Consider the following 22,320-nt stretch of genomic DNA (forward strand, 5'->3'; position numbering starts at 1 on the left):
AATATGAAAAAAGGGAAAGCATTGCTTTCCCTTTTTGCTTTCTGATGTTTCGTATCCAGAGCAAGCTTGGCTTCTAGCTTTGTTTCATTGGCACAGCGCCGCAGTGTGTTGCCGCCTTATCAGCGTCCGGCGTTAACCAGCTCAATAATCCGCTGTGCTTTTTCGAAGTGATCCAGCCTGTGGGTGTGGATCCACCAGGTCGCGGCTTCCATCAACAGCTCCGGGTCGTCATTTTTGTTGGCAAAAAACGCATAAAAAGAGACCCCGACCTGCTCGCCTTTCTGGGCGATTTTCTTCTGGCAAACCGTGATTATCTTTTCCCGCAGTGAATTTCGCATCGCACCTTCCTCAGTAAAGCACTCATTGTAAACCCGCCCATCGCTTTGGCTTTCAAGGTTTGCAGCCGTCATTTTTGACCAGAAAAACTGCGCAAAATGTGTGGGTTTGTAAGCAGTTATTTCTATTAAAACAAGGAGTTTACCCGAGCTTCGCTGCTTGTTGTCACGGGATTGTCATTCCAGTGTCAAATCGCGTAGAAAAATACCAATGCCGGCCAAAATAGTACCGCCCAAGGCTTGGCTATCCCTGTAAGTTACCTGAAGAAAAAAACAACACCCAACAACAGGGAAGCAAAAACATGTTCAATCAACGGATTTTTAAAACATCCCTTCTGGCCGTGTGCGTGGGTCAGGCGCTGGCGGGCGTGAGTGTGCACGCTGTCGAAGCGGAAGGTCAGGCGGCAGCAGAAAACATGGAAGTGATCGAAGTGCGCGGTATTCGCCGCTCGGTCGAAGCTTCGATGAACACCAAACGCTTTGCCAACGCCGTGGTGGACGCGGTCACGGCCGAAGACATCGGCAAGTTTCCCGATAAAAACATCGGTGATGCGCTGCAGCGGATTTCCGGCGTGTCGGTTGACCGCCAGTACGGTGAAGTGAGCGGCGTAACCATTCGCGGTACCGCACCTGAGCACACCCGTATTTTGCTTAACGGTCAGACCGTTGCCAGCACGTCCTGGTACGATTTGGGCCCGGCGACCCGTACCTTTAACATGGAGCTTTTATCTGCTGAGCAGGTGGCCGGTGTTGAAGTGTACAAGACCCCGGAAGCCTCGATGGAAGAGGGTGCACTTGGTGGTACCGTTAACCTGAAAACCCGTAAGCCGCTGGATTTGGATGCCCATACCTATCAGGTGTCGGGCGAGCTGTCGCAAAGCAGCCTGTACGATGATACCAAGCCAAGCTATTCCTTTCTGGGCAGCTGGAAAGATGACGATTCCAAATGGGGTATCCTGGGTGCCTACTCGGTGGAAGAAATCGTTGATGGCCGCCATGTGCTCGAATCCCTGTCGGGCTATTATGAATATTTCCCGAAAAACACCGGCACAGGTCAGGAGTCCACCGTGGGCGCCTGGGGTATTGGCTCACAGGCGTTCAAGGCCGAGCGTGAGCGTACCAGCAGCCAGGTAACATTACAGTTTGCCCCAACAGAATCCCTTGATTTCACATTGGATTATTTCGCCTTTGAGCTGGATAACCCGCACGTAAACCACAACTTCCTCACCATTGGTGCCCGTGGCGCAGGTGCCAGCGACGTGGTTAACAACAGCAAGGGCGGCACCGAAAAGGCCACCATCAAGCCGGGTTATGCCTCTATCATTTACAACCCTGTGGTGCGCAATGCAGTCAACATGCAGTCTGACGTGCTGAACCTCTCAGGCAAATACAGCGGCGACACCTTTGAGCTGTCGGGCGTGATTGGCCGTTCTACCTCTGAAGGCGGCACCCAGGGCGGCGCGTCGAGCTGGTGGATCCCGGCAACCGACGACGGTGACCGCATTGGCGATCCGGCTTTCCCCAATGGTCAGGGCGGCACAGATGGCGGCTTCACTTACGATGCCACCGGCCCGTATCAGGTGTGGCTGACGAGCCTTGATGCCACCGATGCCAGCCAGCTTAAGTTTGCTCAGGAAGCCAACTACGAAACCACGGTGCAGGATCACGACGTGACCTACGCCCAGCTGGATTTCAGCCTGCCGCTGGATGGCGACTTCTTCAATAAGCTCGAAGCGGGTGTGAAGTACAACACCAGTGACTTTGAGCGCGTTGCCTTTAACCGTAACCCCAAAGAAGTTATCGGTTTTGTACCAAACGGCAACTTCTCCAACTGGAGCGGCGGCGTGTTCAACGGCCTGCACAGCCAGAGCAGCGGCCATACGCTTAACTCTTACGCTTATCTGGATACCGACAAGTGGTGGGCCTTTATCAGCGACAAATACGCCAAGGGCGAGCTGGTGGAAGTGGCCAACTTCGGCAACACCTTCACCGTATCGGAAGACATGCTGGCGCTGTATGTGCAGACCGATTTCAGCGGTGAAAACTTCCGCGGTAACATGGGCCTGCGTTACATAGATACCGACCAGACCTCGTCTGGCTACACCCGTAACGGCGCTGCCGTGTCGCCCTTTGAAGAAGATGCCAGCTACGACAATTGGCTGCCGAGCATCAACTTTGCCTACGACCTCAGCGATGACCTGATCCTGCGTGCCGGCGCCTCCAGCGTGATGTCACGGGTCAACTACAGCGACCTGAACCCGGGTCTGGCCATCGAGGCCAACTTCGGCTCTGCCAGCGGCGGTAACCCCTTCCTCAAACCTTACGAAGCCGATCAGGCCGATTTGGGTCTTGAGTGGTACTTTACCGAGTCATCCATGGCATCGGCCGCCATGTTCTACAAAGATATCAGCAACATGGTCTACAGCACTCAAACCGTTGAGTATGTGCAGGGCTGTGGTCCGACTGAGCCTGAGTGGAACAAGTGCCGGGTGACCAAGCCCCAGAGCGGCGGCGACGGTGAAGTGCTGGGCGTAGAGCTGCAGCTGCAGCACAACTTCGATAACGGCTTTGGCTTTATCAGCAACTACACCTATGTCGACAGCGAAACAGTCACCCCGGGTGGCGACACCCAGATGGTGCCGGGCGTATCCGAAAACACCTTCAACACCACAGTGTTTTTTGAAAACGACTACATCAGTACCCGCGTCGCCTACAACTGGCGCTCTGAGTACATAGGTGTTGGCAGCGTGCAGAACGTACTCAACGACAGCTATCAGCAGGTCGATGCGTCCATCATCTGGCACGCCATGGAAAACCTCGATATCAGCCTCGAAGGGGTTAACCTGACCAATGAAGTGATCCAGTCCTATGATGTGAATTATGGCCTGACCCAAAACACCATCGAGTTTGGTTCACGCTACTATCTGGGCGCGGCTTATCGCTTCTGATAACAGGTAGTTACAAAGAGCCGATCCTGTATCGGCTCTTTGTTTTTTCTGCGAAAAGTGTTTCAAACCAATGCAATCGGAGAGCCGGATGGAGCAAGCAGATGTGCTGATTGTGGGCGGTGGCAGTGCCGGCTGGATGGCCGCAGCGCTGTGCAGCAGCCAAAAGCCGCACTGGCGTATCACGCTGGTGGAGTCAGAGCGGCTTGGCACTATTGGCGTGGGCGAAGGCTCTACGCCGCACTTTGGCAGGCTGATGGCAAGCCTTGGCCTGAGCGAAGCCGAGTGGATGCCCGCCTGTGATGCCAGCTACAAGAGCGGCATCGATTTTGTGAATTGGGGCGGCGATGGTCAGCGCTACTTTCATCCGTTTCTTACGCCGATGGATGTGCGTAGCGCCGAAGTGTTCTTTCATGCCGCCAATGCCCGCCGCCGAGGCCGTGGCAGCTGGACGGCGCCGGACGGGTTTTTTCTTGCCAGCACTCTGGCGCGTCACGGTTTAACGCCAAAGCCGCACACGCCGCTGCCGGCGGCGCTGGAATACGGCTATCACTTTGATGCGCTTAAGCTCGCGGCGCTGCTGCGCGGCTACGCCGAAAAGCGTGGGGCGGTGCGTATTGCCGCCGAGGTGGTCGATGTCAGCCTTGGCGATAATGGCGAGGTAACGGCGCTGCGGTTAAATGATGGCCGGCAACTGTCGGCGCGCCATTACATCGATGCCAGCGGCTTTGCCGCGCGCTTGATAGGCGAGGCTCTCAAGGTGCCGTTTGAATCCTTCGATGACAAGTTGCTGTGCGACAGCGCAGTAACGGTGGCAACGCCGCCCAGGCCGGATAAAAGCCATACCCGCGCCGAAGCCTTAAGCTGCGGCTGGATGTGGCAAATTCCGCTGCCAAGCCGCACCGGCAATGGCTACGTGTACAGTCGCCGTCACTGCTCGAGCGCCGAGGCGGCCAATGAACTGACCACGCGGCTTGGGCTGGCACCGGATACCCCGGTCAGGCATCTGTCGATGCAGGTGGGGATGCGCAGCCGCTGCTGGCAGGGCAATGTGCTGGCACTTGGGCTGGCGCAGGGCTTTGTCGAGCCGCTGGAGGCGACCTCACTGATGGTCACCCAGTTCACGCTGGAGCAGTTTTTACAGCGGGTGGATAGGCCAGAAGATGACCTTCAGGCCGGATTTAACCGCCAGTGGCGCACTTTGATGCACGGCATAGTGGATTACATTCAGGCCCACTATCTCTGCGCCAGGCGCCGCGACAGCCAGTTTTGGCGCGAGGCATCGGCCACAGCGGCAAGCGCGCTGTTGCAGCAGTTGCTCGATACCTGGCGCAGCGGCGGTGATATCGATGCGCTGATGCACGCAAACGACAATCAGCTCGCCTATTTTCGCCCGTCCTGGTATGCCTTGCTGGCGGGGCTCGATGACAGAGACACAGGCCTTAACATGGCATTTCAGGGGCCGGAAGAGGCTATGCTGCGCGCCGCTGCCGATTCGCGCTGGCAACTGTTGCAGCGGCACTTTTTAACGCCTTAGCGCAGTTTTATTGGTGACGGGTTTATTGATGACCGATTCGCTTGACTGTGCGTGTGCGCGGCGGCTTAAATCGCCGCCGGTTTACCGCGAAAACGCTGCCTGAACTGGCTCGGCTGTATGCCTTTTAACTGCAAAAAGCGCCGGTTGAAGTTGGACAGGTTGTTGAAACCGCACTGATCGCTGATGGCCGAAATCGGGCTTTGCTGAGTGATAAGCAGCTTGCACGCCTTGGCGATACGCAGCTGATTGATAAATTCAGTGAGGGTTTTTTCGGTGCGCTTTTTAAAGAAGCGATGGAAATGATTGGTGCTCATGTGGGCGAGGCGCGCCAGCTCCTGCGCGTTTAAGTCGTTGGTGTAGTTATCATAAATATACTCGATCACCCTATCGAGTTTTTTCACCGCGTATTCCTGTTTGCCGCTGTTGGCGTACAGGGTGCTTGAGAGGGCGCAGGCCTCGCTGTCGGCAAGCATCAGCTCAAGCAGCTGCAGCAACAGCAGCAGACGCCGGTAGGGCGATGCCTGTTCCATCGACTGAAACAGCGGCAGCGCCGCCCTGGCCGAGGCGTCACTGAACAGCAGACCACGGCCGGCACGTTCAAGCAAACTCCCCAGCACCGCCAACTCAGGTTGTTCGGTCAGCTGCTGATGCAGCCAGGCGGCGGGAATTTGCGCCACATATACCGTTTGCGGCGTATCACTGAGTTTGGATTGCCAGGCGTGGGGCATGTCGGGGCCAATCAGCACCAGATCCCACTCATGGTACTGGCCTATGTGATCGCCCATGTACCTGAGCCCCTGGCCGCCGAGGGTAAGGCAGATTTCGTATTCGGGGTGATAGTGCCAGTTGAATTCCATTTCCTGCCAGTCGTAGCGGCAAAAACGCCAGGAGCTGTTTTCGTCGGGCAATACCTTTTCACACAAGGGCTTCATTCCTTGAACTCCTCAGTCGGAAACCTCGTCTTTACCGCCAGCTAAATTAGCCAGAATGCCATTGTGCTGTCGATAGGACCTTATGGTGATACCCATCTCGCCTTGGCTGATACTTTTCTCTTATTCGTCGTGATGAAGGCGGCTTTTGCGGCTCGGTGCTGCTGGTTGAAAAGTACCGATAGAGGTGGCGTGGGTATCACCTATGCCCGGTTGCCGGGCCCACAATAGGGAAAAATAACCAATGCGGACGCCATCTTGAATAACCGTATCCTCGTGCTTTATGCGCTGTGCACCTTTTTTGTGATTTCCCTTATCACCAACAGCATGGGGCCGATTTTCCCGGCCCTGATTGAAAGCTATGACATAGGTCTGACCCTGGCCGGATTGTTTCCGTTTGCCTTTTTTATCGCCTACGGGGTGATGTCGGTGCCGGCGGGCATGCTGGTGGAGGCGTTTGGCGAGAAGCGGGTGATGCTGCTTGCCTTTGCGCTGGCGGCATCGGGCTCGGCGCTGTTTTATCTGCTGCCGACCTTCACCGTGGCCATGGTGAGTTTGTTTTGTATTGGCGCGGGTATGAGTTTGCTGCAGGTGGCCATTAACCCCTTGCTGCGGGAGGCGGCCGGTGCCGGGCATTTTGCCTTTTTCTCTGTGCTGGCCCAGCTTGCCTTTGGCGGCGCGGCAACACTGGCGCCAATGATTTATCAGCACATAGCGGCGACTTCGCCAAGTGGCGGCTGGATTGGCATGTATGGTCTGTTTGCGCTGGTGGCGGCGCTGATGTTGCTGCTGACGCTGGCGGTGCCGATAAAGCGCCTTGAACTAAACCAGAGCGAGCGCGTTGGCAGCTGGCAAAAACACAAGGCGCTGTTTGCCGATGCCACAGTGCGTAAATTCTTTTTCGCCATCGCCGCTTACGTGGCGTTGGAGCAGGGCATTGCCAATGCCATCGCGGTGTTTCTTGAGCGATACCACGGCCTTGATCCGGTTGCGGTTGGCGCGTCTGTGGTCAGCGATTTTTGGCTCTACATGACCCTTGGGTGCCTGCTCGGACTTGGGCTGCTTAAGTTTATCGACAGCCAGAAATTACTGCTTGTATTTGCCCTGGGGGCGCTGGGAACTTTCCTCGCCGCCGTCTGGGGAGGAAGCCAACTGTCAGTCATCTGTTTCCCATTGGTTGGCTTCTTTATTTCTATCATGTGGTCGGTGATTTTTTCGCTGGCACTCAATTCCCGCACAGAGGATCACGGCGCCTTTGCCGGCATCCTTTGCAGCGGCATTATCGGCGGCGCTTTGATTTCGCCGCTGGTGGGTTTGGTTACTGAATCGATTGGCAGCCTGCAACTGGGGCTGATGCTGTTGCTGTTGCCGCTTGGCTTTATCGCCTGGGTCGCGGCCAGCGCCAAACCTTTGGTTCGTAACATTACTTTTATCAAAACAGGACAAGCGTCGGAGCAAGGGCGGGTTTCATGAGTATTGTGTGTTTGGATCTGGGGGGAACCAAACTTGCCATCGGGCGGGTAACAGGGGCGCAGGTGGATGGCGTGACCCGACTGGCGGTGCCGCAGCAGGCAGACTACGACACCCTGCTGCAGTTTTTGCAGCAGGCACTCGAGTCGGTGCTGTGTGAGTCGGATACGGGTATTGCCCTTGGGGTGCCGGGCACAGTATCGCTGCAAAGCGGGCAGCTGCTCGAAGTGCTTAATCTGCCGGCGCTCAATGGCCGGGCGTTGGCATTGGCGCTGACGGCGCGTTTTCGCTTGCCGGTCAGCATCAACAACGACGCCAATCTGTTTGCTCTCGGCGAGTCTGTGCTTGGCGGCGGTAAGGATTTGCTCGGCATTACCCTCGGCACAGGTGTGGGCGCCGGGGTGGTTTTTGATGGCAGGCTGTATTCGGGCAAGCATTGCTCGGCGGGAGAAATTGGCAGTTTTCAATATCTTGATGGCATTATGGAGCATTATTGCTCGGGGCAGTTTTTCTGGCGCGCCGGTTTGCGCGGCGAAGAGGCCTACGCGTTGGCGCTTGCCGGCGATGCGGCGGCGCTCGCGCTGTTTGAGCGCTTTGGCGAGCATCTGGGCGAGCTGATGGTGCAGGCGCTGCTGGCGTACGACCCCGCTGACATAGTGCTTGGCGGCTCGGTCAGTCAGGCATTTGAATTGTTTGCACCGGCGATGTGGCGCACCCTGACGGCACGGGTGCCGGCGGCGCTGCTTGATGGCCTCTGTATCCGCCAATCCACCGACCCCAATGCGGCGCTGATTGGCGCGGCGCACTGGTTTTTACAACATATGGGAACGAATACGCATGAAATGGCTGTGGCCTGATATCACGCCGGTGGCAAAGTTGGTCGCCGGTCTTTCACTGTTGAGCCTGCCAGCCGGATTTGCCTGCGCTGGCGAGCAATATCCTGACTCAGACACCCTTAAGCTGAGTTATGCCCTCGAAAACAGCGCCGCCATGCCGTGCCCCGGCAAGGAAAAGCAGTGTTATCTCACCAGTATTACCCTTACGGCGCCGCAAGCGGTCAGCGGCAAAGACTGGGCGATTTACTACAGCCAGCTGTCGCCTGCGTATCAGGTTGAAGGGGATGAGTTTACCGTTACCCATATCAATGGCGATTTGCACCGCCTAAGCCCGGGGCCTGGCTATCAGGGCTTGATTGCCGGTAAGTCGCATCAGGTGCGACTTTACAGTAAGGGCAGCCAGATAACCCGCTCTGAATTTATGCCCAACTTTGTGCTGGTGGCAGGTGATGCCGGCTCGCCGCTCAAGGTAAGCGAAATAGGCTCCACCAGGCTGCAGACCGACCCGCAAACCGGGCTTGAGATCCAGCCGTATCTTGCGCCCTTTAGCAGCATGGCGCAGTTTAAACTGGGCAAGAGTGACAACACGCCGCTGGCGGATGGCCGCTGGCTGTATGACTACTACGCCGCAATTGGTGCAGCTGCTGCAACTTCCATTGAATCAGGCCTTATCCCATCGCCAACCAAGCTTGAGAGGTTCGATGGCGCAGGGCCTTCACTTGCGGCCGGTTTTAAGCTTGAGCTGGCTGGCGCCGATTCTGGCCGTATCAAGCCTGCGGTCGCGTCGGCGCTTACCCGGCTTGCGTCCCTTGGCTTTGCCGAAAAGGCGGGTGGGGCGCCGCTCAGGCTGGTACTGGCGGCAGATGAATTTGCGGGCGATGATGTTGCTGGCGCTAGCGTTATGGTCGAAAAACAGGCCGCCGATAACACGGCATCTGCAAGCCGCAGCGAAGCCTACCGGCTGACGCTGGGCGCTGACGGCATCACCCTGGTGGCCGGTGGAGAGGCTGGGCTTTTTTATGGTCTGCAAAGTCTGGCCGGGCTTATTGCGCCCGGTGAGGCGCAGCTGCCTGCAGTCAGTATTGAGGATAGCCCGCGCTATGGTTTTCGCGGTATGCACGTGGATCTGGCGCGTAACTTCCATTCCCTTGAATTTCTTGAGCGTTTGATAGTGCAGATGGGGGCGTACAAGCTCAATAAGCTGCATCTGCATCTGGCCGATGACGAAGGCTGGCGGCTTGAAATTCCGGGCCTTGCTGAGCTAACCGAAGTAGGCAGCCGCCGCTGTTTTGATTTGGATGAAAACCGTTGTTTGCTGCCACAGCTTGGCAGCGGCATCAGCGGCGAGTCGCAGGTGGATGGGTATTTGTCGGTGGCCGATTATCGCCGCCTGCTCAAGCTTGCCAAGGCACATCATATCGAGGTGATCCCCTCGCTCGATATGCCAGGCCACTCCCGCGCCGCCATTCAGGCAATGGAAGCGCGGTATCGCAAGCTGCTGGCAGCGGGTAAAGAAGAGGCGGCAAAGGAGTTTCTGCTGACCGAGTTCGACGACAGCACGCGCTACTCCTCAATTCAGTATTATCATGACAATACGCTCAACGTGTGCATCGACAGCACCTACAGGTTTGTCGCCAAGGTGGTGGACGAAATCGCCGCGATGCATCAAAGCGAAGGCATGCCGCTCAGGCTCTATCACATAGGCGCCGATGAGACCGCCGGTGCCTGGGTCGACTCGCCTGCCTGTAAGGCATTGAAAGCCAAACAGGGCGATATCCACAGTCTCAACGGTTACTTTATCGAGAAGGTGGCGGCCATGCTGGCCGGTCGCGGCATTCGCGCCGCTGGCTGGAACGATGGCATGGGCGAAACCCGACCCGAGCGGATGCCGGCGGATGTGCAGTCCAACGCTTGGGGCTTGCTGGCTGAGGGCGGCCATAATGTGGCGCATCGGCAGATGAATCTGGGCTGGCAGGTGGTGATTTCGACCCCGGAAACGACCTATTTTGATTTCCCTTATGTCAGCCATCCCGAGGAAACCGGCAATCATTGGGCGACCCGAGCGCTGGACAGCTTTAAAGTGTTCAGCTTTATGCCGGATAACCTGCCGGCCCATGCCGAACTGATTACCGATGTGCGGGGCAAGCGCTTCAGCGCCGACGACACAGAGCCACTTAAACCGGGCAAGCGTGCCGCAGGGCTGCAGGGGCAACTGTGGAGCGAGATGGTTCGCAGCGACGACATGGCCGAGTACATGATTTACCCGCGCATGCTGGCACTGGCCGAGCGCGCCTGGCACAGGGCAGATTGGGAGCTTGAATATCAGGCCGGACGGAATTTCAGTAAGGATACTGCCTATTTTGACAAGGCTTCTGAGCAGGCGCGCGCCCGCGACTGGCAGCGCTTTGCCACCGCCCTTGGGCAGCGCGAGTTACCCAAGCTGGAGCAGGCCGGGATTTTTTACCGCATCGCACCGCCGGGAATAAAGGCCGAGGGCGGGCTTCTGTATCTCAATCACCCTTACCCCGGCACCAAACTCGAGTATCGCCTCGATGGCGGCAACTGGCAGCCCTGGACAGCACCGGTTGCGGTAACAGGGAAAGAAATCGAGGCGCGGGCAATCGCCGCCGACGGCAAACGCCGCTCCCGCAGTGAACAGCTGCGTTTATCTGGCGCATGAATTTCAGATGATGAATGAGCCAAAAGGGAAAGCCATGCTTTCCCTTTTTTATACGCCCGAGGTTAGCAGGTAAAAGTATTCGCCGTATTGCGCTGATTTGCCATGGGCTGCAGCAGTACTGCTGAAGGTCCACCAGCTCTCAGCCACCATATCTTCATATATCTTGTCCAAGCCCTTGGGTGTCAGCTCAAAGCCCCGTATTTCACAGCTGGTTTTTTTGCAGTTGATGGCCTCAATGGCCACCTCGCCGGACTGGGCATGGGTCAGGATAAAATCACTTATTCTCTGTTCCATCACCACCGCCCAGGCATCATCTTTAGGTTCGGTTTGCAGGGTGTTGAACAGTTCGGCAATCATGCCTTTCTTGTTGGCCATCAAGCCCGAGAAAGGCGCGGGCAGATTGAGCTCTGCTTCCTGCTCACTGACAGCGTGCACATCCTCGTTGGCTGGATTGGATGAAGGTGGCTTAGATTGCTCGGCCGTTATTTCATCAAGCTCGGCCTTAAGATAGTGATTCTCACGGCTCAGGTTGGCAATGGTTTGCTCGAGCGCTTCTACTCGGTGCTCTTGCTCGGTCGCCTGCAATAACGCGCTGGTGTCTGCGCTTTGCGCGGCTGTGCTTGATGATGAGACAGGGTCGCGGCGCTCTGCCGCTGGCTGAGGCTCAAGTGCGGCACTAAAGGCTTGGCTATCCAACGCCTTTGCGTCTTGTTGGCTGCTGTCCTGGTCTGCGCTTATCCAGACGCCGGCGCTGAGCCCCAGTGCAAAACAGCCTGCACCAAGCAGTGAATATCGTAAAACTGTCACTCAAACCTCCCTGTTTTCCGGCTGCGCCGGTCATGTATTTTTTGCGCCGCACCGCCTGCGGTTGAACCTTATCCGCTGAGTAAGTTGCGGTTACCGTTTTGCTAGTTTGGTGGGCGCCAGCTTTCAACGATGCTATTTATTGGGCCGGTTGCCCCGTGACTGCACCTGAGCCGATGCCAGCTCATTCATCAGCTTTGGCCGTTTTATAAGCTATTTGTTTGCCAAGGCTTTATCAAGTACTTGCTGAATAAAGAAAAAGGCAAGGCTGTACTTTGAAGTTCTCTTATGCCGATAGGCCGATACCTGCGGTGTAAAGTGCTGGTACAGCTTTTCAAAGGCGGCGATATTGCCCGCCTGCGCCTCGAGTACCCACAGCTCCAGTTGTGCCTGTTGTTGCAAGTCTCCTCCCTGTGTTGGCTGGGTTTGTACCTTAAAGACGAGCGGCGCAGGTAAAAGGTTCACCGGGCGCTGTTATCACGGGAAGATCAGAAGGCGGCGCTTTGCACCTGGCCAGTAAAGTCGAGGCATTCGCGTACCCGGCGCTGCTGCACCTGGCTAAGGCTGTCGATATCAAAGAAGCGGTATTCGCTGTGCTCGGCGCTCAGGATTATGTCGGCTTGGGTTAAGCGGGCACGAAAGATAAAGGCCTGTGAGTTGTAGGCCGAGTGAAAATAGACGCCGCTGAGGTAGTCGATGGTGACGGGCTGACCCAGCTCTTCAAGGCACTCGCGAAGCAGCGCCTGATGTATGGTTTCGCCGGGCTCCAGTGCGCCGCCCGGCAGTCCCCAATGGCAGTTGCCGTAATTGGCTTTGAGCAGCAGCACCTGGCCCTGGTCATTGGTGATAACCCCATGGCTGCTTAACCTGAAGGTATCGTCGAACGCCATCAGTGGGTTACGCCTGCGCTCTCGTGGATGTCGGTGGCTGTGGTGGCCGCGGTTGCCAGCATCAGCCGCAGGCCGTGAATAACGGTTTCCAGCGCCATTGATGGGTTGCCGGGGTGGCTGATGACCTGCTCGGGCGCAAAGGGAATATGCAAAAAGCCGGCGCGGCATTCGGAAATGTCCGCGAGCTGATGCAACAGGCCAAACAGCACATGGTTGCAGACAAAGGTACCGGCACTGTTGGAAATAGATGCCGGAATACCTGCTTCCCGCAGCGACTTCACCATCGCCTTAATCGGCAGGGTGCTGAAATACGCCGCCGGGGCGCTGGCGTTTACCGGAGTGTCGATGGGTTGATTGCCACGGTTGTCGGCGATGCGGGCATCGTCGATATTGATGCCGATGCGCTCAAGCGTCAGCTCGCTGCGCCCGCCGGCCTGACCGACACAGAGCACCAGCACAGGTTCGTGCCTGTCTATCGCCTCAGTAAGCACCGCCAGCGATTCGTGAAACACGCAGGGCAGGCGGATGGCCTTGATGCGGTGGCGGCAAATCAGCTCGCCGTCCAGGTGTTTTACTGCTTCCCACGACGGATTGATGTTGTCGCCGCCAAAGGGTTCAAAGCCGGTCAGTAATATCAGCGGAACGGGTTTCATAGGCTCGCCTTAATCAAACACGATGAAATACATCAGCAGAATATTGGTCGCCAGCAACGTCAGCGCCGTTGGGATCTGCACCTTGATAACCTGATACTTGTCGTCCAAATCCAGCAGCGCTGCCGGAACTATATTGAAGTTGGCGGCCATCGGGGTCATCAGGGTTCCACAGTAACCCGAATACATGCCAATAGCCATCAGCGGCGCCGGGCTGGCGCCATGCTGCTCAATCAAAAATGGCAGCGCTATTCCGGCCGTCATCACCGGAAACGCGGCAAACGCATTGCCCATCACCATGGTAAAAAGCGCCATGCCAATGCAATAAATGGCCACCAGCGCAAAGCGGTTGTTGGGGTCAACAAACAGGCTCACCAGCGCCTTGATGCTGTCACCGGTTTGCGCCACCACAAACACGCCGCCGAGCATGGCCAGCATCTGCGGCAATATCGCCGCCCAGCCTATGCTGTCCACCAGCCGGCGCGACTCGGCCACCGCCTTGAGCGGGCTATCGCCGGTCAAACGCCAGCCCGCGATAAGGGCAAGGGTGCAGGCAAGGGTCAGCGCCGCCAGTGTCTGGTGTTTGGGATCAAACAGCATCAGCTCGCCGGTGCTGACATCTGACAGCAGCAGGGTGGCGGCAACGGTAAAGAGTGGAATAAGCAGCGCCGGCACAAACACCTTGTTGCCAAGGGCTCGGGCGCTTTGCTGCTTTTGTGCATCGCTTCGCGGCGTATAGCTGCCGGCGCTGACCTTGCCCATGCCCGCAAGCAGGGCGATGACTATTACCATGGCGCCGGCAATCCGGTGGGCAAGCTGCTCACCAAGCCAGGTTACCGCCAGATCGCCAAATAAAAACAGACTGCCGAACAAGCCCCAAAACAGGGCGGTGGTGAGCCGTTTGGGATGGGCTTTGTCTTTGAGGGTGTGCCACACCAGATACATGACTATCAGGCCAATCAGCAGGTAAATACGCTCGATACTGATAAGGCTCACAGGTCACTCCCCGCTGTTTGGCTGCTGGCCGGAGTATCAGCAACCTGGCCTGATGAAGGCACTTCTTGCTGATTCGGGTGCTGATTCGCTTGCTGGTGGCGGGCGATATCTCGCCTGATCCTCGCTTCGAGCCGTGATAAACGGAACAGATGAATAACCAGCGCTGCCAGCGCCGTTGGGATAGCCCAAAGGCCGATGTGCAGCGGCTCAATGCCGGCGATGCCGTTTTCTTTGAGAAAGGCATCCATCAGCAGCACGGCGCCAAAGGCGATAAAAATATCTTCGCCAAAAAACAGCGCCACGTTGTCGCAGGCGGCCGCGTGGGCGGCAATGTTATCGCGCACCGGTTTTGGCAGCGGGCCATATTGATTGGTCGCCGCCGCTTCGGCCATGGGCGAGAGCAGCGGCCGCACAGTTTGGGCGTGGCCACCAAGGCTCAATAGCCCGAGGGCGGCGCTGACTTCGCGCACCACAAAATACAGGCTCAGAATTCCCCTTGTGGTCACGCCCTTGACCGTGGCTATCCAGTTTTGTGCGTGCTCCTTCAGGCCGTGGCGCTCCAGCAGGGCAATGACAGGCAGGATTAGTAAAAACGATGCCAGCTGGCGGCTGGAGAGAAACTTGTCGCCAAAGGTCTCAAGCAGCGCAAACATATCCATATTGACTGCCCAGCCTGTGATGAGGCCCGCCACTGTCACCACCAACAGCGGATTGAAGCGCAGCGCAAATCCCAGCACCACCACAGGAATGCCAATCAGCGGCCAATAGTTGAGTTGCAGCAGCTGCTCAAGCATAGCGGCGTTCATCCAGTAAGTGGCGAATTCGCCCGGCAAAGGCCAGCGCCTCGGGATTGTCGCCATGCAGGCACAGGCTGTCGGCATAAAGCCTAAGGCGGCTGCCATCCACGGCGCACAGGGTGCCATCCAGAATTGCCGTTACCTGAGTTATGGCATCGGCCGGATTGTCTATTAGAGCACCTGGCTGTTGGCGCGACACCAGCGCACCGTTTGGCTGATAGCGCCGGTCGGCGAAGGCCTCGGCAAGCACCTCGATGCCGGCGGCGGTTGCCTGCTCAAGCAGCGGGCTTGCTGCCAGCGCCATCAGCTTAAGGCTCGGGTCGACGGTTTTGATGGCCTCGATAACACAGTTGCCGATAAGGGGATCGAATGCAGCCTGATTGTAGAGTGCGCCATGGGGTTTCACGTGGAACAAACAGGCTCCCTGCAGCTGGCAAATTCGCTGAAGGGCGCTGATTTGAGCGACCAGACTCTCGGTTAAGTCGGCCGCTGTTATGTTCATCGGCTGGCGGCCGAAATTGGCTTTATCCGGGTAAGAGGGGTGGGCGCCAATCAGACAGCCATGTTGCCTTGCCAGCGTGACGGTGGCGCGCATACTGGCGTCATCGCCGGTATGGCCGCCACAGGCGATATTGGCGATGTGAACCAGGGCCAGAATTTGCCCATCATAGGGATAACCTTCGCCGACATCGGCGTTTAGCGTCAGTGTGTCAGGCATGGGGTGCTCCTGCGCCCAGGGCTCGGCCCAGACGATAAAAATACTGCTGCCAGCGCTCGCCCACTGCTCTGGCTTCATCAAGGCTTACCGGCACAAATTGCAGCGTTTGCCCCGGTCTGGCCTGGGCCAGTTTCCACATGTCGGCTTCAATTACCGTGGCAATAATGGGATAGCCGCCCGTGGTTTGGGCATCATTTAACAGCACTATGGGTTTACCGGATGGCGGCAGCTGGACAACGCCGGGGAACACGCCGCGGGAGCCAATTTCCAGCGGTGTGTGGAGACTCAGCGGCTCGCCATCGAGGCGTGCGCCCATGCGGTTGCTGCTTGGCAATAATGTCCAATGGCTTTTGGCAAACTGAGCCGGATTGGCCAGCCAGTCAAAGTGTGGGCCGGCGAGTACGCGGATTTGGTTATCCCACAGCCGCTGCATGGCGCCAACCGGATGCTTGAGATTGTGCTCCTTGCCAAGCGCCAGCCGGTCACCGCTTTTGAGCGCGCGACCTTCAACTCCGCCAAGGCCACTGGTTAAGTCTGTGCTGGCGGAGCCCATAAAGGTTGGCACCTGTATGCCGCCGTCCACCGCCAGATATGCCCGCATACCAGCTTTGGGGCCGTGCAGGGTGAGGGTTTGCCCCGACTTGATGGCGGTGCGCCAGCCACACCAGGCGCTCTTGCCATCGATTTGGGCATTGAAATCGGCACCCGTGAGGGCAATCCAGGCATCGCGGTAAAATCTAAGCCGCGACAGCCCCAGCGCAAATTCGAGCACAGGCGCATTGTCGTCATTACCAAGCAGGCGGTTGGCGAGCAGCATGGCCTGGCTATCCAGTGCGCCACTGCGGGGCAGACCAAGATGGCCAACGCCGATGCGGCCAGCGTCCTGCACCGTGGTCTGAATACCGGCCTGTATGACCTCAAGCATCAGCAGTCTCCTGCCACAAATTGCAACCTGTCGCCCGGCGCCAGCAGGCAGGGCTCAGTTGCAGCTGCATCGAACAGTGGCACCTGGGTGTGGCCTATCAGTTGCCAGCCGCCGGGCGCCGTCGCGGGGTAAATGCCGGTTTGGCTGCCGCCAATGCCAACGCTGCCTGCCGCGACCTGCAGCCGGGGCTCGGCGCGTCTTGGGGTGTGCAGCTGCTCGGGCAGGCCGCCAAGGTAGGCAAAGCCCGGCAAAAAGCCCATAAACAGCACCCGATACTCGGCGCTGCAATGGGCGCGGATGATGTCCTGCTCTGATACCTGATGCAGCCGTGCCACTTCGGCCAGATCCGGCCCCGTGTCGCCGCCGTAGCGCACCGGAATGCGGTGCAGCTTGCCTTCGGGAATACTGCCTGGCAGCGACGGCAGCACTTGCCTTAGCCACTCAAGCCACTCGCTCGGCTGCTGGTCTTTTTCAAGGGAGAGGGTGAGATTGTTCATGCCGGGCACGATTTCCAGTGCGCCGCTGCGCCCGCGACAACGCTCGGCCAAAGACCAAATCAGCGCCTGCTTGCGGAGGCATTGCGAAGGGCTGTCGCCCGGCGTGCCGAGTGCAACAAAGACTTGATGTTCGCCAAAAACGGACAGTTGCGGCACTGTCTGGGTCATGCAGGATTGCCGGTTTGGAATAGTCCTCCGACCCTAAGAAATGGCACCTCATATGTCAATAAATTGATTAATAATTGTTGTGAAATCTGGCGTTCGTTAAGCGCGGATTAAGCTATGTATCACGGCGTAGAAATTTGCACTGTCAGTGGCTGGAAGTGGGCTGGCTATTTGCCCCGCAGCACCTAGTATTAAGACAGTCATTCAGGGAAGTGCATGGCTTTACGCCACTCCTTTGGCCTTCCCGCTTCATGCGTTGTCCCTCTGGGAGTGTGTTAATGAGGCTTTTCAGTAAGCTATTCAATATTCGCGACAATGTGATTGTTGAGCGCCCGCGCAGCCTCACAGGAGAGGGGCTTGCCAGCAAGACACAGGAGCGCCATGCCAGCCTCAGTCAGCCCAGAGTTGCCCTGCATGCCGCCCCCGAGGCTGAAGTGATCAATTGGGTGGACGTCACTGCACTTTTTTACAGCCTGCTGTTTGCCGGTGGCAAAGACAACGGTGGCGTTGCCAATAACCTCGAAAAGCGCGTCATCGGCGATGTCGAGCAGGCACTCGCCATTCCCGATGTTATCGCCGCCAAGGTACTGCGCCTGCCCCATGACATTATTGAACTCGACAGGCAGCTGGCCAATCCCGAAGTCGATACCGATGAGGTGCTTAAGCACATCAAGCGCGACCCTGTGCTCAGTGCAGAGGTGATAAAGCTGTGTAACTCGCCGGCCTTTAAACGTGGCGTCAAAGACATTACCAGTTTACAGCAGGCGGTGGTCGCCCTTGGCCGCGAGCAGCTGCGCCGCTTCGTTACCAGCGTGAAAATCCGCGAAGTCGTTGAAATAAAACCAATCTATTTTCGTCGCTTCGGGGCTGAAGTGTGGCGTCATTCGTTGCAGGTGGCCTATCTTGCCTCCGAGCTGACGCCGGCTGCAGGCGATAAAGACACTGCCTTTATGCTCGGCTTGCTGCATGACGTGGGCAAGATTGCCATTTTCCAGATGCTGCTTGACGCCTTTGCCAGAGCAGAGCCCGGTGAGCAGCCCAAATCGTCACTGTTTCGGCAGGTGATGACTTCCAAATCTTTGCTATTAAGCGCACTGTTGGCCCGCAGCTGGCATTTGCCGCCGCTGTTTTCCAACACGCTGGCGGTCTTGTCCAACCCACATCAAATGCCCGCCGAGCCTTTGCCCAAGGCAATCTGGACCGCCAATCATATCAGCGAATGTTCCATGTTATGGCAGGCAGAGCGGCTGCGTGAGCCTGAGCTGTTGCTGCTGCTTGAGCGGATTGGAATGGATAAACCGACCTTTGATGAGTTGCACGAAAAGCTGCTGCTGCTTTCATGATAAATTAACTGATTGTATTAAAATAAAAAACGCGCCATCAGGCGCGTTTTTTATGTTGGCGTAACGCCGTGTTACTGCACCACTACTGCAGCAGAGAAATATCGGCTACGTGCAGGAACTGGTCGCGCAGGTTGCCAAGCAGTGCCAGACGGTTGTTACGCAGTGCCTGGTCGTCGGCCATCACCATCACGTCTTCGAAGAACTGATCCACGCTCTCACGCAGGGCAGCGAGTTCAGCCAGTGCCTGTTGGTAGTTACCGGCAGCAAACAGCGGGGCAATCACAGGTGTGACTTCGGCAAGCTTGGCGGCCAGTGCCTTTTCAGCGGCTTCGCTCAGCAGTGCAGCATTGATGCTGTTTGGCAGTTCACCTTCCACCTTGGCCAGAATGTTGGACACACGCTTGTTGGCGGCGGCCAGGGCTGCGGCCTGCTCCAGGGTGCGGAAGTGGCTTACCGCCAGAATACGGTCATCAAAATCCGCAGGGCGGGTTGGACGACGGGCCAGCACCGCAAGGATAACGTCGGTGCTGATGCCCTTGTCCTGATACCAGGCGCGGAAGCGGGCCATCAGGAACTCGAGCACTTCATCGGCAGCCTGAGCGTTGGTGAGGTTGTTGCCGTGCAATTCGACTGCTTTGGCAATCAAATCAACCAGATCCAGCGGCAGCTTGTTCTCTACGATAATACGCAGCACACCAATGGCGGCGCGGCGCAGCGCGAACGGATCGGCGGCGCCTTTAGGTGCCTGACCGATACCGAAGATACCAGACAGGGTGTCGAGCTTCTCGGCCAGGGCCACGGCGCAGGAAACACCGGCGCTAGGCACGCTGTCGCCACTGAACTTGGGCTTGTACTGCTCTTCCAGTGCCACAGCAACGGCTTCGGCTTCACCGTCGAGGCGCGCATAGTGCATGCCCATGGTGCCCTGGGTGTCGGTGAATTCCATCACCATGTTGGTCATCAGGTCGCACTTTGACAGGAGACCTGCACGGGCGGCTTCGTCGCTGCTGGCGCCAATCTTAGCTGCAATAAAGCCGGCGAGGGCAGAGATGCGCTCGGCGCGGTCTTTCAGTGTGCCTAGTTGCTTCTGGAACACCACGGTGTCCAGACTCGCCAGACGGCTTTCGAGCGTGTGTTTTTTGTCGGTGTTGAAGAAGAATTCAGCGTCGGCCAGACGTGGGCGAACCACCTTCTCGTTACCGGAGATGATTTGTGCCGGATCTTTGGACTCGATATTGGCCACAAAGATGAAGTTTGGCAGCAACTTGCCTTCGCTTGAAAACACCGGGAAGTACTTCTGGTCGCCCTTCATGGTGTATACCAGCGCTTCGGCGGGCACGGCCAGGAACTTCTCTTCGAAGTGGGCGGTAAGTACCACTGGCCATTCAACCAGCGAGGCTACTTCTTCCAGCAGGCCTTCTTCGATGTCGGCATTGCCGCCAATCACGGCTGCGGCTTTTTCGGCATCAATCTTGATGATGGCTTTACGTGCGTGATAGTCGGCGATGACTTTACCGCGCTCTTTCAGGGCAGCCAGGTAGTTGTCGGCATGATCCAGGCTAAAGCTTGGCTCGCCCATAAAGCGGTGACCGCGGATGATGCGGTCAGACTGGATCCCCAGCACTTCACCGGCAATCAGCTCACTGCCAAGCAGCAGGGTAACTGTGTGCACAGGGCGGATAAACTGAGTGCTGTTGCTGCCCCAACGCATTGGCTTGGGAATAGGCAGCTTGTCCAGCGCGCGCTGGGTCATGGCAGGCACGAGTGCTTTGGTTGGCTCACCGGCGACATTGGCACGATATACCAGCCATTCACCTTTGTCGGTGGCGATGCGCTCGGCTTCGGCTACGGTAATACCGTTGCCACGGGCCCAGCCTTCGGCGGCCTTGGTGGGGTTACCGTCGGCATCGAAGGCGGACTGCACGGCAGGGCCGCGCTTCTCAACCACCTTGTCTTCCTGTGCGGTAGCCAGACCCTTAATGTACAGGGCCAGACGACGTGGAGCGGCATACCATTCGATAGACTCGAACGGCAGTTCGGCCTTGGTCAGCTCCTCGCTGAAGTTGGCCTGAAAGGATTCAGCCAGGGTGCGCAGTGCTTTTGGCGGCAGCTCTTCGGTACCGATTTCGATGAGCAGGTTTTCGAATTTCATTTAATCTTCCTCTTATTTTGCGCGGCTTAGTTGCACTACTTATTTGCACATCGGGAAGCCGAGGGCTTCACGGGCCTTGTAGTAGGCTTCGGCAACGGCCTTGGCCATGGTGCGTACACGCAGAATGTAGCGCTGACGCTCGGTCACAGAGATAGCGTGACGGGCATCCAGCAGGTTGAACGCGTGTGAGGCCTTCATGACTTGCTCGTAAGCGGGCAGAGGCAGAGGAGTTTCCAATGACAACAAATGCTGACAGGCTTTTTCGCATTGGTCGAACATGCCGAACAGGAAGTCTACGTCGGCGTGTTCAAAGTTATAGGTAGACTGTTCTACTTCGTTTTGGTGGAACACATCGCCATAGGTGATGCGGCCCATTGGACCATCGGTCCATACCAGATCGTAAACACTGTCTACGCCCTGGATGTACATGGCCAGACGCTCCAGACCATAGGTGATTTCACCGGTCACTGGGCTGCATTCGATGCCGCCCACTTGCTGGAAGTAGGTGAACTGAGTCACTTCCATACCGTTGAGCCACACTTCCCAACCCAGACCCCAGGCGCCCAGCGTTGGCGATTCCCAGTTGTCTTCCACAAAGCGGATATCGTGGATTTGGGTGTCGATACCCAGGGCGCGCAGCGAGCCCAGGTACAGCTCCTGAATGTTGCTTGGTGACGGTTTCAATACGACCTGGAACTGGTAGTAGTGTTGCAGGCGGTTCGGGTTTTCACCGTAGCGACCATCGGTTGGGCGGCGTGAAGGCTGCACATAGGCGCTGCTCATTGGCTCTGGGCCGAGGGCACGCAGGAAGGTCTGAGGGTGGAAGGTGCCGGCACCGACTTCCATATCCAGAGGTTGGACAATGGCGCAGCCTTGCTGAGCCCAGTAATCCTGCAGGGTCAGAATAAAGCCCTGAAATGTCTTTACGTCGTATTTCGTCGTCATGTCTGATGCTGTCAGCTAAAGAGAAAATGGGTTCGATTATACCTTGTAGATCCGCGCTTATGTAGGCTATTTTTTAGCGAACTTGCGGCTTTGAAGGGACTTTTGATGACGGATAACAAAACGAGATGTGCCTGGGTGAGTGATGATCAGCAATACCGCGACTATCACGACCGGGTTTGGGGACGGCCGGTTTACGATGCCAAAGAGCTGTTTGCCAAGCTGTGCCTCGACGGTCAGCAGGCGGGCTTGTCGTGGATCACCATACTTAGAAAGCAAGCCAACTACGAAGCCGCCTTTGCCAACTTCGAGCCAGAAATCATCGCCGGGTTTGATGAGGCCAAGGTTGAAGAGCTCTTGCAGAACCCCGGCATAGTGCGCAATCGTGCCAAGGTAAAGTCCATTATCGGTAATGCCCGTGCTTATCTTAAGTTTGAAGCCGAGGGCAGGGATTTCAGTGAATTCTTATGGGGATTCGTTGGCGGCAAGCCCAAGGTGAATCATTTTCGCAGTATCTCTGAGGTACCGGCCCAGACTCCTGAGTCTGAAGCTATGTCCAAGGCGCTTAAGAAACTTGGCTTTAACTTTGTCGGCCCCACCATTTGCTATGCCTTTATGCAGGCGGTTGGCATGGTCAATGACCATACTATTGATTGTCATTGCTACCGTGAGTCGGGTTTTTAGTGGCCTGGTGGCGGCAATAAAAAAG

General features: G+C 57.1%; 20 protein-coding genes. 7 read left to right on the forward strand and 13 right to left on the reverse strand.

The features are described from left to right. Positions 1–119 precede the first annotated feature (119 nt). Entirely contained in the window at positions 120–338 is a 219-nt protein-coding gene (locus tag KJI95_RS17205) for a DUF6500 family protein (protein ID WP_214508437.1), read from the reverse strand. Positions 339–637: 299 nt separating this feature from the next. On the opposite strand from KJI95_RS17205, the gene KJI95_RS17210 reads away from it, so the two are divergent. Next, positions 638–3,283, forward strand: coding sequence for a TonB-dependent receptor (locus KJI95_RS17210; RefSeq protein ID WP_214508438.1), 2,646 nt, complete (start codon positions 638–640; stop codon positions 3,281–3,283). Positions 3,284–3,371: 88 nt separating this feature from the next. Continuing rightward, entirely contained in the window at positions 3,372–4,817 is a 1,446-nt protein-coding gene (locus KJI95_RS17215) for a tryptophan halogenase family protein (RefSeq protein ID WP_214508439.1), read from the forward strand. Positions 4,818–4,882: 65 nt separating this feature from the next. Here KJI95_RS17215 and KJI95_RS17220 read toward each other — a convergent pair whose 3' ends face one another. Then, positions 4,883–5,749: a helix-turn-helix domain-containing protein gene (locus tag KJI95_RS17220; protein ID WP_214508440.1), complete on the reverse strand. Its 867-nt coding sequence runs from the start codon at positions 5,747–5,749 to the stop codon at positions 4,883–4,885. 255 nt (positions 5,750–6,004) lie between these two features. Here KJI95_RS17220 and KJI95_RS17225 point away from each other — a divergent pair, with 255 nt between their 5' ends. The 3 genes from KJI95_RS17225 to KJI95_RS17235 are packed head-to-tail and all read left to right on the forward strand — an operon-like array spanning position 6,005 to position 10,732. After that, the gene (locus KJI95_RS17225; protein WP_214508441.1) at positions 6,005–7,219 is read left to right on the forward strand and encodes an MFS transporter; all 1,215 of its coding nucleotides are present in this window, start codon (positions 6,005–6,007) and stop codon (positions 7,217–7,219) included. Beyond that, positions 7,216–8,073 (forward strand): ROK family protein, encoded by an 858-nt coding sequence (locus KJI95_RS17230; RefSeq protein ID WP_214508443.1) that lies wholly within the window; start codon positions 7,216–7,218, stop codon positions 8,071–8,073. The genes KJI95_RS17225 and KJI95_RS17230 overlap by 4 nt, the downstream gene beginning before the upstream one ends. Then, positions 8,054–10,732 (forward strand): beta-N-acetylhexosaminidase, encoded by a 2,679-nt coding sequence (locus KJI95_RS17235; protein ID WP_214508444.1) that lies wholly within the window; start codon positions 8,054–8,056, stop codon positions 10,730–10,732. The genes KJI95_RS17230 and KJI95_RS17235 overlap by 20 nt, the downstream gene beginning before the upstream one ends. Positions 10,733–10,780: 48 nt before the next feature. On the opposite strand, the gene KJI95_RS17240 is transcribed toward KJI95_RS17235, so the two are convergent. The 9 genes from KJI95_RS17240 to pxpB form a co-directional block, all read right to left on the reverse strand. Next, positions 10,781–11,539 (reverse strand): bZIP transcription factor, encoded by a 759-nt coding sequence (locus KJI95_RS17240; protein ID WP_214508445.1) that lies wholly within the window; start codon positions 11,537–11,539, stop codon positions 10,781–10,783. Between the two features lie 210 nt (positions 11,540–11,749). After that, positions 11,750–12,001, reverse strand: a complete 252-nt coding sequence (locus KJI95_RS17245; RefSeq protein ID WP_214508446.1) for a hypothetical protein — start codon at positions 11,999–12,001, stop codon at positions 11,750–11,752. Positions 12,002–12,024: 23 nt separating this feature from the next. After that, complete coding sequence (locus KJI95_RS17250; RefSeq protein ID WP_214508447.1) at positions 12,025–12,426, reverse strand: NUDIX hydrolase; 402 nt, start codon at positions 12,424–12,426, stop codon at positions 12,025–12,027. Then, positions 12,426–13,079, reverse strand: a complete 654-nt coding sequence (gene pcp / locus KJI95_RS17255) for a pyroglutamyl-peptidase I (protein ID WP_214508448.1) — start codon at positions 13,077–13,079, stop codon at positions 12,426–12,428. The genes KJI95_RS17250 and pcp overlap by 1 nt, the downstream gene beginning before the upstream one ends. 9 nt (positions 13,080–13,088) lie before the next feature. Beyond that, positions 13,089–14,072: a DUF979 domain-containing protein gene (locus tag KJI95_RS17260; RefSeq protein WP_214508449.1), complete on the reverse strand. Its 984-nt coding sequence runs from the start codon at positions 14,070–14,072 to the stop codon at positions 13,089–13,091. Then, positions 14,069–14,854, reverse strand: coding sequence for a DUF969 domain-containing protein (locus KJI95_RS17265; RefSeq protein ID WP_214508485.1), 786 nt, complete (start codon positions 14,852–14,854; stop codon positions 14,069–14,071). The genes KJI95_RS17260 and KJI95_RS17265 overlap by 4 nt, the downstream gene beginning before the upstream one ends. A gap of 4 nt (positions 14,855–14,858) precedes the next feature. Then, positions 14,859–15,587 (reverse strand): 5-oxoprolinase subunit PxpA, encoded by a 729-nt coding sequence (gene pxpA, locus KJI95_RS17270; protein WP_214508450.1) that lies wholly within the window; start codon positions 15,585–15,587, stop codon positions 14,859–14,861. After that, on the reverse strand, positions 15,580–16,512 hold the full coding sequence (locus KJI95_RS17275; RefSeq protein WP_214508451.1) for a 5-oxoprolinase subunit C family protein: 933 nt from the start codon (positions 16,510–16,512) through the stop codon (positions 15,580–15,582). Before KJI95_RS17275 ends, pxpA begins: the two co-directional genes overlap by 8 nt. Then, on the reverse strand, positions 16,512–17,177 hold the full coding sequence (pxpB, locus tag KJI95_RS17280; RefSeq protein ID WP_214508452.1) for a 5-oxoprolinase subunit PxpB: 666 nt from the start codon (positions 17,175–17,177) through the stop codon (positions 16,512–16,514). Before pxpB ends, KJI95_RS17275 begins: the two co-directional genes overlap by 1 nt. 269 nt (positions 17,178–17,446) lie before the next feature. Between pxpB and KJI95_RS17285 the strand changes: the two genes are divergently transcribed. Beyond that, positions 17,447–18,517 (forward strand): HDOD domain-containing protein, encoded by a 1,071-nt coding sequence (locus KJI95_RS17285; protein WP_214508454.1) that lies wholly within the window; start codon positions 17,447–17,449, stop codon positions 18,515–18,517. Positions 18,518–18,599: 82 nt separating this feature from the next. Here KJI95_RS17285 and glyS read toward each other — a convergent pair whose 3' ends face one another. Next, complete coding sequence (gene glyS / locus KJI95_RS17290; RefSeq protein WP_214508455.1) at positions 18,600–20,669, reverse strand: glycine--tRNA ligase subunit beta; 2,070 nt, start codon at positions 20,667–20,669, stop codon at positions 18,600–18,602. Positions 20,670–20,708: 39 nt separating this feature from the next. Next, entirely contained in the window at positions 20,709–21,614 is a 906-nt protein-coding gene (gene glyQ, locus KJI95_RS17295) for a glycine--tRNA ligase subunit alpha (protein ID WP_214508456.1), read from the reverse strand. A gap of 105 nt (positions 21,615–21,719) precedes the next feature. Here glyQ and KJI95_RS17300 point away from each other — a divergent pair, with 105 nt between their 5' ends. After that, the gene (locus tag KJI95_RS17300) at positions 21,720–22,295 is read left to right on the forward strand and encodes a DNA-3-methyladenine glycosylase I (protein WP_214508457.1); all 576 of its coding nucleotides are present in this window, start codon (positions 21,720–21,722) and stop codon (positions 22,293–22,295) included. Positions 22,296–22,320 lie beyond the last annotated feature (25 nt).

Origin of the sequence: Shewanella jiangmenensis (genome assembly GCF_018596335.1) — a bacterium.
In the GTDB taxonomy this organism is placed as follows: Bacteria; Pseudomonadota; Gammaproteobacteria; order Enterobacterales; family Shewanellaceae; genus Shewanella; species Shewanella jiangmenensis.

Excerpts from the sequence above, each read along its gene's own strand:
- KJI95_RS17205 (WP_214508437.1), bottom strand. The coding sequence starts at position 338 with ATGCGAAATTCACTGCGGGAAAAGATAATCACGGTTTGCCAGAAGAAA.
- KJI95_RS17210 (WP_214508438.1), top strand. The coding sequence starts at position 638 with ATGTTCAATCAACGGATTTTTAAAACATCCCTTCTGGCCGTGTGCGTG.
- KJI95_RS17215 (WP_214508439.1), top strand. The coding sequence starts at position 3,372 with ATGGAGCAAGCAGATGTGCTGATTGTGGGCGGTGGCAGTGCCGGCTGG.
- KJI95_RS17220 (WP_214508440.1), bottom strand. The coding sequence starts at position 5,749 with ATGAAGCCCTTGTGTGAAAAGGTATTGCCCGACGAAAACAGCTCCTGG.
- KJI95_RS17230 (WP_214508443.1), top strand. The coding sequence starts at position 7,216 with ATGAGTATTGTGTGTTTGGATCTGGGGGGAACCAAACTTGCCATCGGG.
- KJI95_RS17235 (WP_214508444.1), top strand. The coding sequence starts at position 8,054 with ATGAAATGGCTGTGGCCTGATATCACGCCGGTGGCAAAGTTGGTCGCC.
- KJI95_RS17250 (WP_214508447.1), bottom strand. The coding sequence starts at position 12,426 with ATGGCGTTCGACGATACCTTCAGGTTAAGCAGCCATGGGGTTATCACC.
- pcp (WP_214508448.1), bottom strand. The coding sequence starts at position 13,079 with ATGAAACCCGTTCCGCTGATATTACTGACCGGCTTTGAACCCTTTGGC.
- pxpA (WP_214508450.1), bottom strand. The coding sequence starts at position 15,587 with ATGCCTGACACACTGACGCTAAACGCCGATGTCGGCGAAGGTTATCCC.
- KJI95_RS17275 (WP_214508451.1), bottom strand. The coding sequence starts at position 16,512 with ATGCTTGAGGTCATACAGGCCGGTATTCAGACCACGGTGCAGGACGCT.
- pxpB (WP_214508452.1), bottom strand. The coding sequence starts at position 17,177 with ATGACCCAGACAGTGCCGCAACTGTCCGTTTTTGGCGAACATCAAGTC.
- glyS (WP_214508455.1), bottom strand. The coding sequence starts at position 20,669 with ATGAAATTCGAAAACCTGCTCATCGAAATCGGTACCGAAGAGCTGCCG.
- glyQ (WP_214508456.1), bottom strand. The coding sequence starts at position 21,614 with ATGACGACGAAATACGACGTAAAGACATTTCAGGGCTTTATTCTGACC.
- KJI95_RS17300 (WP_214508457.1), top strand. The coding sequence starts at position 21,720 with ATGACGGATAACAAAACGAGATGTGCCTGGGTGAGTGATGATCAGCAA.